This is a genomic window from Paraburkholderia sp. SIMBA_053 (genome assembly GCF_046534895.1).
In the GTDB taxonomy this organism is placed as follows: Bacteria; Pseudomonadota; Gammaproteobacteria; order Burkholderiales; family Burkholderiaceae; genus Paraburkholderia; species Paraburkholderia caledonica.
Map to the genome: position 1 here is coordinate 903,638 of NZ_JAWRXU010000002.1, position 15,232 is coordinate 918,869.

A 15,232-nucleotide genomic window follows, 5' to 3' on the forward strand; every position below is an offset into this window, starting at 1 on the left:
CGGGGTCCGCTATCCGGTGGAGTCAGGACGTTCCACTGTGGCGTTGAATGACCGCTTCGGGTCGATCAGAGCCGTCGTCTTCGGGCTCAGTTGGGTCGAGTGGGGAAGGGGTGACGACGATTTCGCGTACTGATCCAGTCCCGCAGCAACGTGTTCCGCTCAATGTTCCACCTGCCAGCGCAGCACCGGATGCGTGGCGCCAGCCGGCATCACCCACGCGCCATCGCTGCCGAAGTTCCAGCCCACGAAGCTCTTGGGGTCACTCATCTGCGCAGTGGTCAGCCCGTTCGACGTGGGTAGATTGCCACCATTTTCCGTCTGCGGTGTCGATTCGGTGTTCCAGTACACGTCGCTGCCAAGTCCAGTGCAAGATACGCAGACGGTGCCTCGCCGGGTTGCATAGACTGCGCCTGTTGCGAACGCTTCCGATATCGTTCCACTGTTGTTATGTACAAGCCCTCCGGAACTGCCGCGCGACGCAACCGCGTACACGGTGCCGGTAGCATACGACTGCAATATCGTCCCCTGATTGTCATAGACCAGACCGCCACCGCCGCTGCCGTGCTCGACCCTTGCACTGCTGCCGGAACGGCCGATCATTCCATAGTTGGTGCCAACGAGGCCGCCCATATCCGTCGTCGAAAAATTAGACTGCGGGCCGATGTAGCCCGACGTGAACGTATTCATGATTGTGCCGTGATTGCCCATCGCAAGAATGCCGGCGAACCCTCCGGAGCGCAGTGCAAAACCCGCTGACGCATTGAGGAGATTGACGTCCCTAACGACCGCGTTCGCGGCAATATCGCTCATGAACGAGATGTCAGGTTTCAGATACGACACGCTATGCCACATGCCGTCAAACTGTCCTGTGAAAGAAGTGTTGCTCGCGTAGCCGAGCGTCTTGAACGCATAACCCGTCGCGTCGATGTCGTGGCCGAGCGCGTAGTTGCCGCTCATATCGCTCTCGATGTTCTGCAGATCCTGCACCGTATTGACCAGCTTGTAGCCTGTGATTTGCGTAACGAGCCCACTGTAATCAGGCGCGACCCACGCGCAATTTGCGAGTAACGTGCCGGGCGTGTAACTGCCGTTCATGTCATACAGCGCGCTAACCGTGCCGGTGCTCTGCGACCAGTCAATGGTGCCGTTGTTCGTGATGCTGCCGCCGTTGTTCACGCTCGCTGCGTCCGCGCGCAGTGTCAGCGCGCCGCTGCCCTGGTTGCTCAACGTGACGCCCGGGCTCACCGTCAGGCTATGTGCCGCGTTCAGCGAGAGCGATGTGCCGCCCGTCCATTGAATGCTTTGATCTGCGATGAGGTCGCCGCTCTGGCCGTTGGCGCCGGTCGTCGTCAGTGAAATGGATGTGCCGTCGTTGAGGCTTCGCGTGAAAGAACGCGACGCGCCGTTGTCGAACGTGTACGCGGGCAGGGTGACGTTCCACTGACCCGCGACCACTTTCGCAAAGTCGCCCCAGAACGTGAAGAGACCCGTGTCCATATCGACGGTGCCCCCTTTGCCGTCGGCGTTTTTCGCGGCGATGTTGCCCGCGAGAATCACCTGTCCTTTCGGACCCGCGACGAGCCACACGTGACCGTCACGCACCGCGGTGCCGGTCGCGCGTAGCACGTCGGCGTTGCCGGCCAACGCATAGATATTGCCGTCGACGGCCTGCAAGTTCACCTGCGCCGCTTCAATCGCGCCCGTGTTGACGATCGCGCCACCGCTCGCGGTCTGCACGAACATCTGCTGCGAGCTGGACGAGTCCTGCAACAGTACCTTGTTGCCCACCGCGATCTCGGCGGTGCCGTTCGGCGCGCTGATGTTGCCGTAGTTGTCGACTTCGCTCGCGGCGATCAGCAGTACGTCGCCGTTCGTCGAGCCGATGTTGCCGAGGTTCACCACGCGTTGCGTCGACTGGCCGGAAAACGTCAGCGGGCCGCCGGCCATGAACGACGCGTTGTCGGTGTCGAGTGTGGAGGCAACGAAGCGACCGCCCGTCGTGACCACGCCTTGCGGTCCGACCACTATGCCTTGCGGATTGATCAGGTAGACGCTGCCGGTTGCGTTCAGCTTGCCGAGGATCATCGACGGCGTGCCGCCTGTCACGCGATTGAGCGTCGCGCCGTTGCCGTTGTTGATGTTGAGGGTGTTGTTCCGGCCAATCGAAAAGCGGTTCCAGTCGATCACTCCGCGCGTTGAGCCCGGCTGGGTGACAGTGAGCGTATCGCCGGACGTGGCAATGGAGCCGTTGCCGCTCACATAGGCGCCGCCTTGCGGCAGGATGCCAGCCGCGACCACCGGCGCGGCGCACGAGAGACCCAGAAGGGAGGCGATGACAGACACAGCATGTAGCCTGCGCGCACAGTGGGGCGCACGCATTGACAATGTATTGGGCGACATCGCTTCCTTTCCTTTAGAAGGATTGGCATGCCACTCGGCCCGGCGGTCTGTTCAGGGCGTGGCCTCAAAAGCATAGACATAAGTGGACCACTTAACTAACAACAAACTTTCAGCATTTCGCGACGGCATTCACTTCTTTTGCGCCGTCGCGGTGGGCTTCAGGGATCGGTGAGGTTGACCGATGCACGGTGCATCGCGGCGTAGCCAACAGCGTGTCGTAACGTCTGGCGCTGGTCGGCCCTGCAACAGACGGAAGCCGATCAATGCATCAGCCGACCACGCCAGGCCGCACAGCAGCGAACTGAGGGTGAACGAAATTGTTGTGACGCAGCAATTTTGCGCCTATGCTCAAGCGGAAAACGGTAAGACATTTTTCGTCGATCCGGTTTCCGTCGGCGGACGCGCACATGACGGAATCAAGGGATGCGCACGGCTTAACGCTTCACGTATTTGAACAAGGCGGCGGTTGGCACTGGGCGCTCACCGTAGAGCGAACGCTGGGAGCGGGGAAAAGGGCAATCGCTTTTTGCGGGCCAGCGTTCCACTCGGAGGCAGAAGGCGTCGAGTGGTGTCGATCCAGTGCTGTCAGTGATGTCCAAAAAGGGACAGCCGGGGTAGCTACATAAATGGCAGTTTGAATACTGGATAACATCAACGACGAGATGAGGAGGCACTTTGGAAGTCTGCGATATATGCGCCAACATTGACGGCCGCCCCGTCGATGTTCAACGGCAAGACAGCCTCACATTGATAGGCATTGCTGAGTGTAACGGTACGCTCGCTCTCGAGCACTATCGGTGCACCAAGTGCCATGCTGTCATCGCCAGACGATTCACGGGCGACTCCAATGAACGAATCTGGAGCGTCATCGAAGCCGCACATTAAGTAATTGATGCAGCCATCGGAACTCGACGGACTGCCTCTCGCTGACGGCAAAGTGCATGCACCCCACGTCGGTCGTCGCTGAGCGACATTCGTCAACTGGTTCGGGTCGCCGCATAGACATGACTGGAGAGGCTCGTCAGCGCGGATCAGCGCAATCGGCGCTCCAGTCGAAAGTGTTAGCGATGGTGTGGTGGGTCTTTTCAGACGTCGGGAGCTCCACGGGGTAGTCGAACGGTGAAAATCGTTTCCGATTCGTCAGACCGTGCGGCCACATCGCCGCCGTGAGCCTGGGCGATTTCTCTTGCAATGTAGAGGCCCAGACCGAGGCTGTCCTCTGAGTCCGGCCGCGTTTCAGCGCCCGGACCGCGCTCAAGAGGTTCGAACACGCGACATAGGAAGGTCGGCGGTATGGCCGGTCCGCGGCATCAGCAGCGAAACACGACATCTCATATTGCCGCTACATCCATTCCGTTGATAATTTATATTATGTCAAATCTCACGGAGCTTCTGTGTGTATGTAAAGGTGGCGAAGGCGTCCGCTGACGCCTTCGCGGTTCGCCGCAGGAACGGTCGGCGCGCGACGCGACCTTCAGAACCCTGCGGCCAGCCCATCGCGACGGCTGTCGCTTGCAGCGACATAGCCGCGCTCAGGCTCGTTGCGATCGAGCTTCCAGATGAACTGGCCCGAACCGAAATCCATATACGGATCATCGATCGACTTGATCGTGTGGCCCAGGCCTTCAAGCGCGCGTGAGGTCTGCGGATCGAGCGTCGATTCGATATCTATGGAGAAATCGCGGTTGACCTTCCAGCGCGGCGCATCGCATGCCGCCTGCGGCTGCTGGCTGTAATCGAGCATGCGCACCACGGTTTGCAGGTGCCCTTGCGGCTGCATGTCGCCGCCCATCACGCCGAAGCTCATGACCGCTTCCTGCTTGCCGTCCACCTGCTGCGTGAGGAACGCCGGGATGATCGTGTGGAACGGCCGCTTGCCGCCCTCGACCACATTCGGCGACTTCGGGTCCATCGAGAAACCGCAGCCACGGTTTTGCAGCGAAATGCCCATCTCAGGCACGACGCAGCCCGAGCCGAAGCCCATATAGTTCGACTGGATGAAGCTGACCATCATGCCGCGCTCGTCGGCCGTCGACAGGTAAATCGTGCCGCCCGCCTTCGGCATGCCGAAGCCGAAGTGCGTCGCGCGCTTCGGATCGATCAGCTTCGCACGCGATTTCAGATAGGCGTCGTCGAGCATTTGCGCAGGCGTCACTTCCATCGAGCGCGGATCGGCGACGTAGCGGTACACATCCGCGAACGCGAGCTTCATCGCTTCGATCTGCAGATGCTGCGATTCGATGCCGTCGAGCTTCAGCGCGGCCACGTCGAACTGTTCGAGAATGCCGAGCGCGATCAGCGCGGCGATGCCCTGCCCGTTCGGCGGAATCTCGTGCACCGTGTAGCCGCGATAGTTCTTGCCGATCGGATCGACCCAATCGGGCTGGTAGTTGCGCAGATCGTCGAGCGTCATTGCCGCGCCGCATTCGCGGGAAAACGCCGCGATGCGTTCGGCAATTTCACCTTCGTAGAAGGCGCGCGGCCCGTGTTCGGCCAGCATGCGCAAGGTCTTGGCGTGGCCCGGCATCTTCACCAGTTCGCTGACTTCGGGCGCGCGGCCCCGCGGCATGAACGTATCGGCGTAGCCCGGCTGGTTCTTCAGTTCGGGCACGGCGGCCGCCCACTTGCGCGCGACGACGTTTGCCACGGCATGGCCGCGCTCGGCGATCTCGATGGCGGGCTCCATCAGATCGGCGAACGGCAGCGAGCCAAACTTCCGATGCAGCGCTTCCCAGCCCGCGATCGCGCCCGGCACCGTCACCGTGTCCCAGCCCCGCACGGGCTGCGCGGCGACGCCGTTGTTTTCGCCGTATTTGCGCCTGAAATAGTCGACGTTCCACGCAGCGGGCGCGACGCCCGACGCGTTCAACCCGTGCAGCTTGCTGCCGTCCCACACGAGCGCGAACGCGTCGCTGCCGAGTCCATTCGACACCGGCTCGACGACGGTGATCGCCGCTGCTGCCGCGATGGCCGCGTCGACGGCATTGCCGCCTTTCCACAGCATGCGCAGCCCGGCCTGCGCGGCGAGTGGCTGCGACGTCGACACGATGTTGCGCGCGAACACGGGCATGCGCAGCGTCGGATAAGGGTTCTGCCAGTTGAAGCTTGTCATGTTGTCACTCTGGTGGTTTTGCTGGTTCGACCGCGCGCCATCGAAAGCCGTAGCGCGCGAAAAACATCACGATTCGCGCGGATCGAGCGCGTCGCGCAGGCCGTCGCCGAGCAGGTTGAAGCCAAGCACGGCCAGGAAAATCGCGACGCCGGGAAAGATCGACATCCACGGCGCCTGGCTCACGAAGTCTTTTGCCGTGTTAAGCATCGAGCCCCACGACGGCGCGGGAGGCAATTGTCCGAGCCCGAGAAACGACAGGCTCGCTTCGGCGATGATCGCGCTCGCCACCGTCAGGCTCGCCTGCACGATGATGGGCGGCAGCACGTTCGGCAGAATGTAACGCAGCATGATCCGCGCGTGATCGAGGCCGATCGCGCGCGCGCCTTCCACGTATTCTTCGGCCTTCACGCTGATGGCCTGGCCGCGCGTGAGGCGAATGAAGCGCGGCATCGCCGAAATGCCGATCGCGGCCATCGCGTTCGTCAGGCTCGGGCCGAGAAACGCGCTCAACGCGATCGCGAGAATCAGGAACGGGATCGACAGCAGCGCATCGGCGATGCGTGAGATCACGCCGTCGACGAACCTGCCGAAGTAACCGGCGATCAACCCCAGCGGCACGCCGAGCACGACGGCAATGCCGACCGACACGACGCCCGCCAGCAACGACGCACGCGCGCCGTACAGCAGGCGGCTCAGCACGTCACGGCCGAGTTCGTCAGTGCCGAACCAGTGCGCTGCCGACGGCGCCTGGCGCACGGTCATGAAGCTCGCCTGCACGGGGTCGTAGTGCGTGAGCCACGGCGCGAACAGCGCCATGATCACGATCAGCGCCACCAGAAACGCACCGAACACGGCCGCGCGATTGCGCATGAAGCGCGTGAGCCCCCGGCGTTTGCGACGCGGCAACGCGGCGGCCGCCGGCGCGGATCGGGCATCGATTGAAGTAGCCATCAACTGCGCCTCAGTCGGGGATTGAGCAGGATATAGAGCACATCCGCGCACAGGTTCACGACGATGAACGCGACCGCCGTGACGAGCACGACGCCTTGCACGACGGGGTAATCGCGATTGAACACCGCATCGACGACGAGCTTGCCGAAGCCGGGAATCGTGAACACCTGCTCCGTCAGCACGGCGCCCGCGAGCAGTTCGCCGAACAGCAGCGCGAGCACGGTGACGATGGGAATCAGCGCATTGCGGAACGCGTGCTTGACGACCACGGCGCCGCGCAGCAAGCCTTTCGCGCGCGCCGTGCGAATGTAGTCGGTGCGCAAGACGCCGAGCATTGCGCTGCGCGTATGGCGCATCAGTTGCGCGCCGAGCGCGGCGCCCAGCACGAACGCGGGCATCAGCATCGTCTTGATGCTGAGCCAGAAGTCCTCGCCCGGTGACACATAACCCGACGACGGCAAAAGATGCCAGCGCACCGACACGATGAATATCAGCATGATGCCGAGCCAGAAATTCGGTATCGACATGCCCGACAGCGCGAAGATGTTTGCCGCGTAGTCGAGCGGCCCTCCCCTGCTCGCCGCCGAAATCACGCCCGCCGGAATGCCGATGCCAATGGCGAGAATCATCGCCATCACCGCGAGCTGGATCGTGACGGGCAGCTTTTGCGCGATCAACGCGCGCACGGGCACGTCAGTGCGCAAAGACGAACCGAGATCGCCGTGCGCGACATCGCGCATCCATAGCGCGTACTGCGTCGGCACGGACTGATCGAGGTGATACTTGACCCGCAGCGTCGCGATCAGCTGCGGGTCCTGATCCTCGCCCGCCATCGCGCGGACCGGGTCACCCGGCAGCAGCTTCTGCAAGCCGAAAATCAGCATCGACACCAGGATCAGGGTCGGCACGGCCACGAGCAGGCGATTCGCAATGATCGGCAGCATGACGATCAGCCCTTGATCGACACGCCGCGCAGGCGCACCAGACCGTCGGCGTAAGGCGTGAAGCCCTGCACTTTCTTCGACAGCACGAACGGCCAGGGCTGCGCGTAGATGTAGACGATGGGATCGTCGTCGGCGAGGATCTTACCCGCGGCGTCGTAGTCGGACTTGCGCTCTGCCTGGGTCTGCCTGGTGCGCGCCGAATCGAGCAGCGAATCGACCTGCTGGTTGCAGTAGTGCGCGTAGTTCAGGTTGCCCGCGCAGGTGTTGAACTGATGCAGGTTGCCGTCGGGATCGAGGCGCCCCGACCAGCCCGTGTACATCGCTTCGAAGTCGCCGGTGTGGCCTGCGTTCAGTTCCGTCGCGTAGTCGCTCGGACGCAGCTTCAGCGTGATGCCCGTTTCGCTGAGCATGGCCTGCAGCATCTGCGTGATCTGGCTCGCGACCGTGTTGTTCGGATACGCGAATTCAATGGTCGGATGCTCCTGGCCCGCCGCTTTCAGCAGCGCCTTCGCCTTCGCGACGTCGCGCTTCGAGGTCGGCAGCGACGCGTTGTAGTACGGGCTCGATTTCGGAATGCCCTGGTTCGCGGGCGTGAAGATGCCCGCACCGATCACCTGGTCGATCGCATCGCGGTCGATCGACAGCTCGAACGCCTGCCGCACGCGCTTGTCCTTCAGCGGACCGTTGCCGCGCGGGCCGTTGTTGATGTTGAACGTCACGTAGTAGAAGCCGAGACCCGTCACCGGCTTGAACTGCAGGTTCGCATCGCTCTTGACGGCGGCGACGTCGGACGGCGCGAGACGCTCCAGCATATCCAGCGAGCCCGAGCGCAGATTCGCGAGACGCACGGTGCTGTCGGGAATCGGCTGGAACACCACGCGCTGGACGGGATACTTGTCCGCGTCCCAGTAACCGGCGAACTTCTCGAGCACCACGCGATCGTTCTGCACGCGCTGCACGAACTTGTACGGCCCCGAGCACACGGGATGCGACGCGACGCCTGCCGCGTCGCTCAGCGTTTTCGGCGCGAGCATCATGCCCGCGCGGTCCGACAGCGTGGCGAGCAGCGCGGCGTCCGGCTGCTTCAGCACGATTTTCACGGTGCTGTCGTCGATCACATCCACATGATCGACCGACGACAATTCGCTCTTGCGGTTGCTGGTCGGCAGCGTGCGGTAGCGGTCGAGGTTCGCCTTCACGGCGGCGGCGTTGAACGGCTCGTCGTCCTGGAACTTGACCCCCTGGCGCAGCTTGAACGTCAGCGATTTTCCGTCGTCGCCCGTGGTCCACGACGTGGCGAGCATCGGCACGATCTTCAGATCGGGCGCGACATCGACGAGCGAATTGCACAGCGACGCGAACACGATCCGGTCGACAAACTGCACGCTGCGCGCCGGGTCGAGCGAGCCGATATCGTCCTGCAGGCCGATGCGGATGGTGGTCTGCGCCATCGCGGCGGAAGCGCTCAATGCGAGCGCGGCGGCAATCAACATTCTTCGCATGCGTCGTGTCCTTGTTGCGGTTCGGGTTGCCATAGGTGATCGTTAGCGGTTCGCTTCGGCGCTCGGTGCGGCCTGCGTCTGATTCTGCTTCTCGCGATAGATCGCCAGGCGCTCGTTGAGCTTCGCGCTGACGCTCGCGAGGAGCGGCGTGCCGCCGCCCGCGTTCTGCACGTCGCGCCAGAAATGACACGCGACCTGCCGTCCGCCCGGCAGCGTTTCGGACAGCGGGCGCTCCTGCACGCAGCGCGGTTTCGCGTGCGGGCAACGCGTATGAAAGCGGCAGCCGGGCGGCGGCGCCGTCGGGCTGGGCAGATCGCCTTGCAGCGCGGGCTTCGTGCGGCGCTCGTGTGGACTGCTGGCGGGAATCGCGCGCAGCAGCGCCTGCGTGTACGGATGCAGCGGCGCGTCGAACAGTTCGTCGACCTGCGCCAGTTCGACGATTTCACCCAGATACATCACCGCGACGCGGTCGCTCATGTGACGGATCACGGCGAGATCGTGCGCGACCATGAGCAGCGTGAGCCCGAGTTCGGCCTTCAGCGATTCGAGAAGGTTGATCACCTGCGCCTGCACGGAGACATCGAGCGCCGACACGGGCTCGTCGCCGACGATCAATTTCGGCTCGCCCGCCAGTGCCCGCGCGATACCGATGCGCTGCCGCTGGCCGCCGGAGAACTCATGCGGATAGCGCTGCGCATACGCCGGCTGCAGGCCGACTTTGGTCAGCAGTTGCGCGACGCGTTCGCGGCGCTCGCTGCCGCTGCTCGCGAGACCATGAAACGCAACCGGCTCGCCGATGATCTGCCCGACCGTCATGCCCGGATTCAGCGACGCGAACGGGTCCTGAAAGATGATCTGCATGTCGCGGCGCAAGCGGCGCAGCTTCGCGCCCTGCCAATGCGTGATGTCCTCGCCCTGATACAGCACGCGTCCTTGCGTCGCGTCGATCAAACGCAGCAGCATGCGCCCGAGCGTCGACTTGCCGCAGCCCGATTCGCCGACGATCGCGAACGTCTCGCCCGTGTGCACGGCGAACGAGACTTCGTTGACGGCATGAACCGTGGGCGTGCGCGTGAACATCTGCCGCTCGCCGCCGAAGCGTTTGGTGAGCGCGCTGGCTTCGATGATGGGCGTCGCGATGTGTGACGCGGGGTGCGACGCGGGGTGTGACGCGGGGTGTGACAGATTCGCGGGCCTCATGTCAGCTCCGTTTGCTGCGCGGGCTTCACGAGCTGCTCGACAGGCGCGAGCCAGCAGGCGACGCGATGCTCGCCTTCGAGCGTTCGCTCGGGCGGTGCGGCGTCGATGCAACGCTGTTCGGCAAACGGACAGCGCGGCGCAAAGCGGCAGCCGCGCGGCATCTGCTCGGGCGTCGGCACGGAGCCGCGTATCGTGACGAGCGACCCTTCTCGCTTGCCGACGGACGGAATCGCGCCCATCAGCCCGATCGTGTATGGATGCTGCGGATCGTCGAACAGATCGGACACCGTGCCGTACTCGATGATCTTGCCCGCATACATCACCGCCACGTGATCCGCCACTTCGGCGACCACGCCGAGATCGTGCGTAATCAGCAGCATCGCCGTGCCCGTCTCTTTCTGCAGATTGCGCACGAGCGCCAGAACCTGCGCCTGAATGGTCACGTCGAGCGCGGTAGTGGGTTCGTCGGCGATCAACAGGCGCGGGCTGTTCGCGAGCGCCATCGCAATCATCACGCGCTGGCGCATGCCGCCCGACAGCTGATGCGCGAACGCATCGAGCCGCGTTTCGGGCGCGGGAATATGAACGAGCCGCAGCATCTTGAGCGCCTCTTCGCGCGCCGCTGCGCGGCTGACGCCGCGATGCCGCCGGATGCTCTCGCCGATCTGCTCGCCGACCGTGTAGGCGGGATTCAGCGAGGTCATGGGCTCCTGAAAGATCATCGACATGCGGTTGCCGCGAATGTCGGCGAGTTCGCGCTCAGACAGCCCGAACAGATCCACGCCCTCGAAATGCGCCGTGCCCGCGACGCGACGTGCGGGCGGGCTGGCGAGCAGCCCCATCAGCGCGAGCGACGTCACGCTCTTGCCGCAGCCGGACTCGCCGACCACGCACAGCGTCTCGCCCGCGTGGACGAGAAAGGACACCCGGTCGACGACGTTCGGCGCGTCGGGCAAATTCGAAAAATTCAGCGAGAAGCCTTGTACATCGAGAACCGGCCGGCGTTCTGCTGCGGTCATGCCTGTTTACTCCGCATTGCGTGGCTCGTCCTTCCAGATCGCTATGAAATCGATTATCTGGCTGCCAACGTACAAAAAATATTAAACTTTCTTTTCGACACTTAAGTTTTTCTCATGGATCGAACGAATGCCGACGCTACGCATGCTGAAGACTTTCAGGGCCGTTGCCCGCACCGGCTCGTTCTCGACGGCTGCCGAAAAGGTCGCGCTGACGCAGGCGGCCGTTAGCCTGCAGATGCGCGGGCTGGAGGAAGCGCTGGGCCGCCAGTTGTTCGACCGCCGCGGGCGACAGATCACGCTGACACAGCACGGGATGACTATCTGGCCGAAGGTCGAGCAGATCCTCGACCTGCTCGCCGACCTCGAAGCGAAGCCCACCGACGCGATGGAAGGCCCCGTCACGATCGGCGCGGTGGTGTCGGTGATCGGCGCGCTGTCGCTCGCCGTCGCGCGGCTGAAGGCGACGCACCCGCGGCTCGACGTGCGGTTGCTGTCGGCGCGCTCGGACGAACTGGCGGGCATGGTCGAAGCGGGCGACGTGGACGTCGCGGCCGTGGTCGCGCGCGCGGACGAGACGCTGCCCGACACGCTCAAATGGACCACGCTCTACACCGAACCGATGGTGCTGGTAGTGAACCGCGACATCGCCGATAACGACCCGCAGCGCATCTTGCGCGCGCACGGCTTTCTGCGCTTCGACCGGCGCGTGCGCACGGGGCAGGTGGTCGAGCAGGCGCTGGAGAAAGCGGGCTTGATGGTCAACGAGTATCTCGAACTGAATTCGATCGAGACGATTGCCGCGCTGGTGCGCGAGAAAGTAGGCGTCGCGGTGCTGCCGCTGCTGATACGCGGCAACTGGCTGAACGACCCGCTGCTGCGCGTGATCCCGATTTCGAGCCCGCCGACGCTGCGCACGGTCGGCATGGTGCAGCGAGCTTCGGATGACAGAAAAGCGCTGATGCGCGAAATCGTCGATACGTTGCAGGCGATGCCGCGCGATCGTTCGTGATGCGGTTGTTGTCGGGCCGTTGTTTCGATGCCATCAGCTGACGCGGGGGCGTTGTCACGTTCGCGGGCTGGTCAGATCCCGTAGGCTGAGCTTGTAGCGCAGGTACCAGCGAACGTCTCGAGACTCTTCAGCCTGGTCATCGCGGGTCATCCGTCCGTTTTGCTCCGACAACTTTGACCGATTCGCCGACCCTATTTGCACCGGAGCCTCGCTCAGCTGGGTCTGTCACCCTTGATCGCGTCCCATCTGCCGGCTCAATAACCGCGGGTACGATCGACGATATTCGCGAGCGGTTCCCCGCGCAGGAAGCGCGCGAAATTGTCAAACCAGAGTTCGAGCACCCGCAGGTTGTAATCGGGCGCGTCGCACGAAATGTGCGGCGTGACGATGAGTCCCGGCACGTCCCACGCCACATGGTCAGCCGGTAACGGTTCGGGATCGAATACGTCGAGCAGCGCGCCGCCGCACCCTCCGGAACGCAATCGCTCGAACAACGCCGCATGGTCGATCAGCGCCGCGCGCGAAAGGTTGACGACGCCCGCACCGGGCCGCATGCGCGCGAGGCGCGCGGCGGAAAGCAACTCGCGTGTCTCCGGCGTGAGCGGCGCCGTCATAACGACGAAGTCGGCCTGAGGCAGCCAGTCGTCGAGTGCGGAGATCGTTGCGAGTACATCGACTGCTTCCACCGCCTGCGCCGGTGCCGCGCCACTCCGGTTCAGTGCAATGACTCGCAAGCCGAGCGCGCGCGCCGCGCGGCTCGCTGCCCTGCCCAGATCGCCGAAGCCGATTATCAGCGCCGTCTTGCCTCGAATGGATGAGGTCAGCCGGGCGTCCCAGCGATGCTCCCGCTGCGCCTGCAACACGGCCGGCATTTGCGCATTCAGCATCAGCAACGCCATTTGCGTGTATTCGGCCGCCTTGTCGCTATGAATGCCGCTACTGTTCGTCAGGACCAGGTCGCGGCGCAGACGATCGAGCGGCATCAACTGATCGACGCCGGCACCTGTCGTGTGAATCCAGCGCAGACGTGGCGCGTCGTTCACCACCTCATGCGGGAATCTCGACGCCAGCAGGAAGTCGACTCCGTCGAGCGGACGCGCGAACCGCTCGCCGTCCCAGCCGAACGTCACGTCGATTTGCTGTGCGAGATCGGGATGCCGCGCGCAGGCGACCTGCCACACGGCTTCGTGAAGATGAAAGGCTGACGACTGACGCCGCTGGCTTTCGAGGTGCAGCCGGTAACGGCGGGCAGGTTCGGTCATCCGGGCAGCATCCTTACAGAGGGAGCGCAACGAGCGTGTCGTAGCGGCACGAATCCGTGACGACCGTGCGCTCACGCAGCAACGCGCGGCCGCCCTCGACAACGATCTGATCGATATAACGTCCGACGCTGAACACAACCATGCCGCCTTCATAGCCGGTTCGCACGACCATGTAGCTGGTTTCGCAACCGATCAGCCCTTCTTCGACGCTGACGACTTCGGTCGGTCCAAGTACATGACGGTAGACATGTGGCTCGAACACATTAACCGACTGGATCGAACTGACGCGATCCAGCAGCATGCCGCGCGTGTTGCAGAACCAGATGCCGAAATCGCGGCCCGCTTCGAAATCGGTGCGCGTGAGAATGCGGTAAGTACAATCTTCGGTGAAGAACTCCGGCCAGCGGTCGAGATCGCCATTGTCGATCGAACTGCAATAGTGGGCCATCAGGCGCGCGATACTCGCGCCCGTCTGGGTGCCGACCTCCAGGTCAGGGTAGCGCGTCGTGCTAGACATCCATCAGTTCTCTATAGAATTTCCAGAAACCGCGTACCGAGGTTTCGGTCGCCCGGGTCGCCATCGGGCCTGTGCCCTTGCCGCCCATCTCGATCACGGCAGCGTCGTCAAGATCGCCGCGAATACCCTTTTCGACGAACGCGCCAATCGTGCCGTCTTCCATCGACACAAAACCCGCGGGCCCGACGAGATTGCTCTGCTTGCGCCGGATGAGCGTCCGCTCCGGCGTGTCTTCCTCGAAGCCGAGCACGGTCCAGATCAGTTCGCATCGATCGACGCCGAGCGGAACCACCTGCCGCACGCCGATGGAATTCATGATCTGATGCAGCACGAAGCCCGGAAAAATGCTCTGGATCGCATTGGTGATCTGATCGGGATACTCCATCCACTGATCGATCAACGAAGGATCCTTCAGGCCGAAATCGTCGCGCATTGCACGAATCACGCCGGAGTCGTATGCCTGATCGCCAATGTCGGTATAGCGCTTCGTAAAGGTGATGTGATGCCGGCTATCTTCATCCTGCAACGTACCGCCTTCCGCGGACAGCCGGTTGATTTTGAAGGTCGAGAAAAACGCATGCAGCAGGCTCGGGTGATAGTTGTCGCGGCTATTCTCGACGTAGAGCTTCCAGTTGTTGTGCATCACCTGACTATAGCGGCCAAGTATCTTTACCCGCCCATATAGCGTGCGCTCCATGTGCCGCACCATTGTCGGTCCGAGATAGTCCTTCAATGCAGGGGCTTTTTCGGAAAACGAACCGAACACGAGACCGCGGATGCTCTCCACGCGCAGCTTCGTCAGACGGAACTTCGACTTGTCGAAATCCTCGGGCATACCGCCTTTGCCTTGCACGCCCTTCTCGAATGCGACGCTCGTCAGTTCGCCGTCGAAGTTGTAAACCCAGTTGTGATAAGGGCAAACGAAGTTCGGACGCTTGCGGTGCCCTTGCGCTTCGTAGCAAAGCACCGAGCCCTTGTGCACGCACTTGTTCACGAGCGCACCAATGATGCCGTCCTGCTGGCGCACGACAATTACCGACGTATGGCCGACCTTGGTCGTGATGTAATCACCCGCGTCTGGAATCTCGATGTCGAGGCAGAGGAAACTCCATGTGGGCCCGCGAAACACGGCCTCCTGTTCGCGCTCGTAGGTTGCCGCGTCGGAGAACACACGTAGCGGCACACGTGTAATGCCCTCTTCCGGCCAGCGGATCCGGCTAGTGGGAAATCCAATGGTCGCGACCGCACCGTCGCACTTTTCCGTCATATTGCTGCTCCGTTGATGAAGGCCCGTACACCACGGCGGCGGCTGCGGC

At 63.0% G+C, this 15,232-nt stretch carries 13 protein-coding genes; 2 read left to right on the forward strand and 11 right to left on the reverse strand.

Annotated features, from left to right (window positions below):
- Nucleotides 1-159: 159 nt before the first annotated feature.
- A complete protein-coding gene (locus SB753_RS10560; protein ID WP_410800137.1) occupies nt 160-2,400 on the reverse strand; it encodes a filamentous hemagglutinin N-terminal domain-containing protein in 2,241 nt (746 codons plus the stop codon).
- Between the two features lie 307 nt (nt 2,401-2,707).
- On the opposite strand from SB753_RS10560, the gene SB753_RS10565 reads away from it, so the two are divergent.
- Nucleotides 2,708-2,854, forward strand: coding sequence for a hypothetical protein (locus SB753_RS10565; protein ID WP_179214289.1), 147 nt, complete (start codon nt 2,708-2,710; stop codon nt 2,852-2,854).
- Nucleotides 2,855-3,485: 631 nt separating this feature from the next.
- On the opposite strand, the gene SB753_RS10570 is transcribed toward SB753_RS10565, so the two are convergent.
- The 7 genes from SB753_RS10570 to SB753_RS10600 all read right to left on the reverse strand — a co-directional run bounded on the left by SB753_RS10570 (nt 3,486) and on the right by SB753_RS10600 (nt 11,128).
- Complete coding sequence (locus SB753_RS10570) at nt 3,486-3,695, reverse strand: ATP-binding protein (RefSeq protein WP_410800294.1); 210 nt, start codon at nt 3,693-3,695, stop codon at nt 3,486-3,488.
- 179 nt (nt 3,696-3,874) lie between these two features.
- Entirely contained in the window at nt 3,875-5,512 is a 1,638-nt protein-coding gene (locus tag SB753_RS10575; protein WP_410800138.1) for a gamma-glutamyltransferase family protein, read from the reverse strand.
- A 66-nt stretch (nt 5,513-5,578) separates the two neighbouring features.
- A complete protein-coding gene (locus SB753_RS10580) occupies nt 5,579-6,463 on the reverse strand; it encodes an ABC transporter permease (protein WP_392393227.1) in 885 nt (294 codons plus the stop codon).
- Complete coding sequence (locus SB753_RS10585) at nt 6,463-7,407, reverse strand: ABC transporter permease (RefSeq protein WP_027780164.1); 945 nt, start codon at nt 7,405-7,407, stop codon at nt 6,463-6,465. The genes SB753_RS10580 and SB753_RS10585 overlap by 1 nt, the downstream gene beginning before the upstream one ends.
- A gap of 5 nt (nt 7,408-7,412) precedes the next feature.
- The gene (locus SB753_RS10590) at nt 7,413-8,909 is read right to left on the reverse strand and encodes an ABC transporter substrate-binding protein (RefSeq protein WP_310359173.1); all 1,497 of its coding nucleotides are present in this window, start codon (nt 8,907-8,909) and stop codon (nt 7,413-7,415) included.
- A 42-nt stretch (nt 8,910-8,951) separates the two neighbouring features.
- Entirely contained in the window at nt 8,952-10,109 is a 1,158-nt protein-coding gene (locus SB753_RS10595) for an ABC transporter ATP-binding protein (protein ID WP_410800139.1), read from the reverse strand.
- On the reverse strand, nt 10,106-11,128 hold the full coding sequence (locus SB753_RS10600) for an ABC transporter ATP-binding protein (protein WP_410800140.1): 1,023 nt from the start codon (nt 11,126-11,128) through the stop codon (nt 10,106-10,108). The genes SB753_RS10595 and SB753_RS10600 overlap by 4 nt, the downstream gene beginning before the upstream one ends.
- Before the next feature lie 127 nt (nt 11,129-11,255).
- Between SB753_RS10600 and SB753_RS10605 the strand changes: the two genes are divergently transcribed.
- On the forward strand, nt 11,256-12,137 hold the full coding sequence (locus tag SB753_RS10605) for a LysR family transcriptional regulator (RefSeq protein WP_020066049.1): 882 nt from the start codon (nt 11,256-11,258) through the stop codon (nt 12,135-12,137).
- Nucleotides 12,138-12,391: 254 nt separating this feature from the next.
- Here SB753_RS10605 and SB753_RS10610 read toward each other — a convergent pair whose 3' ends face one another.
- From SB753_RS10610 to SB753_RS10620, 3 genes are read right to left on the reverse strand one after another with little or no spacing between them, the layout of a single operon-like run.
- Nucleotides 12,392-13,399, reverse strand: a complete 1,008-nt coding sequence (locus SB753_RS10610) for a D-2-hydroxyacid dehydrogenase (RefSeq protein ID WP_410800141.1) — start codon at nt 13,397-13,399, stop codon at nt 12,392-12,394.
- A 13-nt stretch (nt 13,400-13,412) separates the two neighbouring features.
- Entirely contained in the window at nt 13,413-13,916 is a 504-nt protein-coding gene (locus SB753_RS10615) for an aromatic-ring-hydroxylating dioxygenase subunit beta (RefSeq protein ID WP_310065193.1), read from the reverse strand.
- On the reverse strand, nt 13,909-15,183 hold the full coding sequence (locus SB753_RS10620; protein ID WP_410800142.1) for an aromatic ring-hydroxylating dioxygenase subunit alpha: 1,275 nt from the start codon (nt 15,181-15,183) through the stop codon (nt 13,909-13,911). The genes SB753_RS10615 and SB753_RS10620 overlap by 8 nt, the downstream gene beginning before the upstream one ends.
- Nucleotides 15,184-15,232 lie beyond the last annotated feature (49 nt).

Coding starts and splice junctions, on each gene's coding strand:
- SB753_RS10595 (WP_410800139.1), bottom strand. CDS start 10,109: ATGAGGCCCGCGAATCTGTCACACCCCGCGTCACACCCCGCGTCGCAC.
- SB753_RS10590 (WP_310359173.1), bottom strand. CDS start 8,909: ATGCGAAGAATGTTGATTGCCGCCGCGCTCGCATTGAGCGCTTCCGCC.
- SB753_RS10605 (WP_020066049.1), top strand. CDS start 11,256: ATGCCGACGCTACGCATGCTGAAGACTTTCAGGGCCGTTGCCCGCACC.
- SB753_RS10600 (WP_410800140.1), bottom strand. CDS start 11,128: ATGACCGCAGCAGAACGCCGGCCGGTTCTCGATGTACAAGGCTTCTCG.
- SB753_RS10610 (WP_410800141.1), bottom strand. CDS start 13,399: ATGACCGAACCTGCCCGCCGTTACCGGCTGCACCTCGAAAGCCAGCGG.
- SB753_RS10575 (WP_410800138.1), bottom strand. CDS start 5,512: ATGACAAGCTTCAACTGGCAGAACCCTTATCCGACGCTGCGCATGCCC.
- SB753_RS10560 (WP_410800137.1), bottom strand. CDS start 2,400: ATGTCGCCCAATACATTGTCAATGCGTGCGCCCCACTGTGCGCGCAGG.
- SB753_RS10585 (WP_027780164.1), bottom strand. CDS start 7,407: ATGCTGCCGATCATTGCGAATCGCCTGCTCGTGGCCGTGCCGACCCTG.
- SB753_RS10615 (WP_310065193.1), bottom strand. CDS start 13,916: ATGTCTAGCACGACGCGCTACCCTGACCTGGAGGTCGGCACCCAGACG.
- SB753_RS10620 (WP_410800142.1), bottom strand. CDS start 15,183: ATGACGGAAAAGTGCGACGGTGCGGTCGCGACCATTGGATTTCCCACT.
- SB753_RS10580 (WP_392393227.1), bottom strand. CDS start 6,463: ATGGCTACTTCAATCGATGCCCGATCCGCGCCGGCGGCCGCCGCGTTG.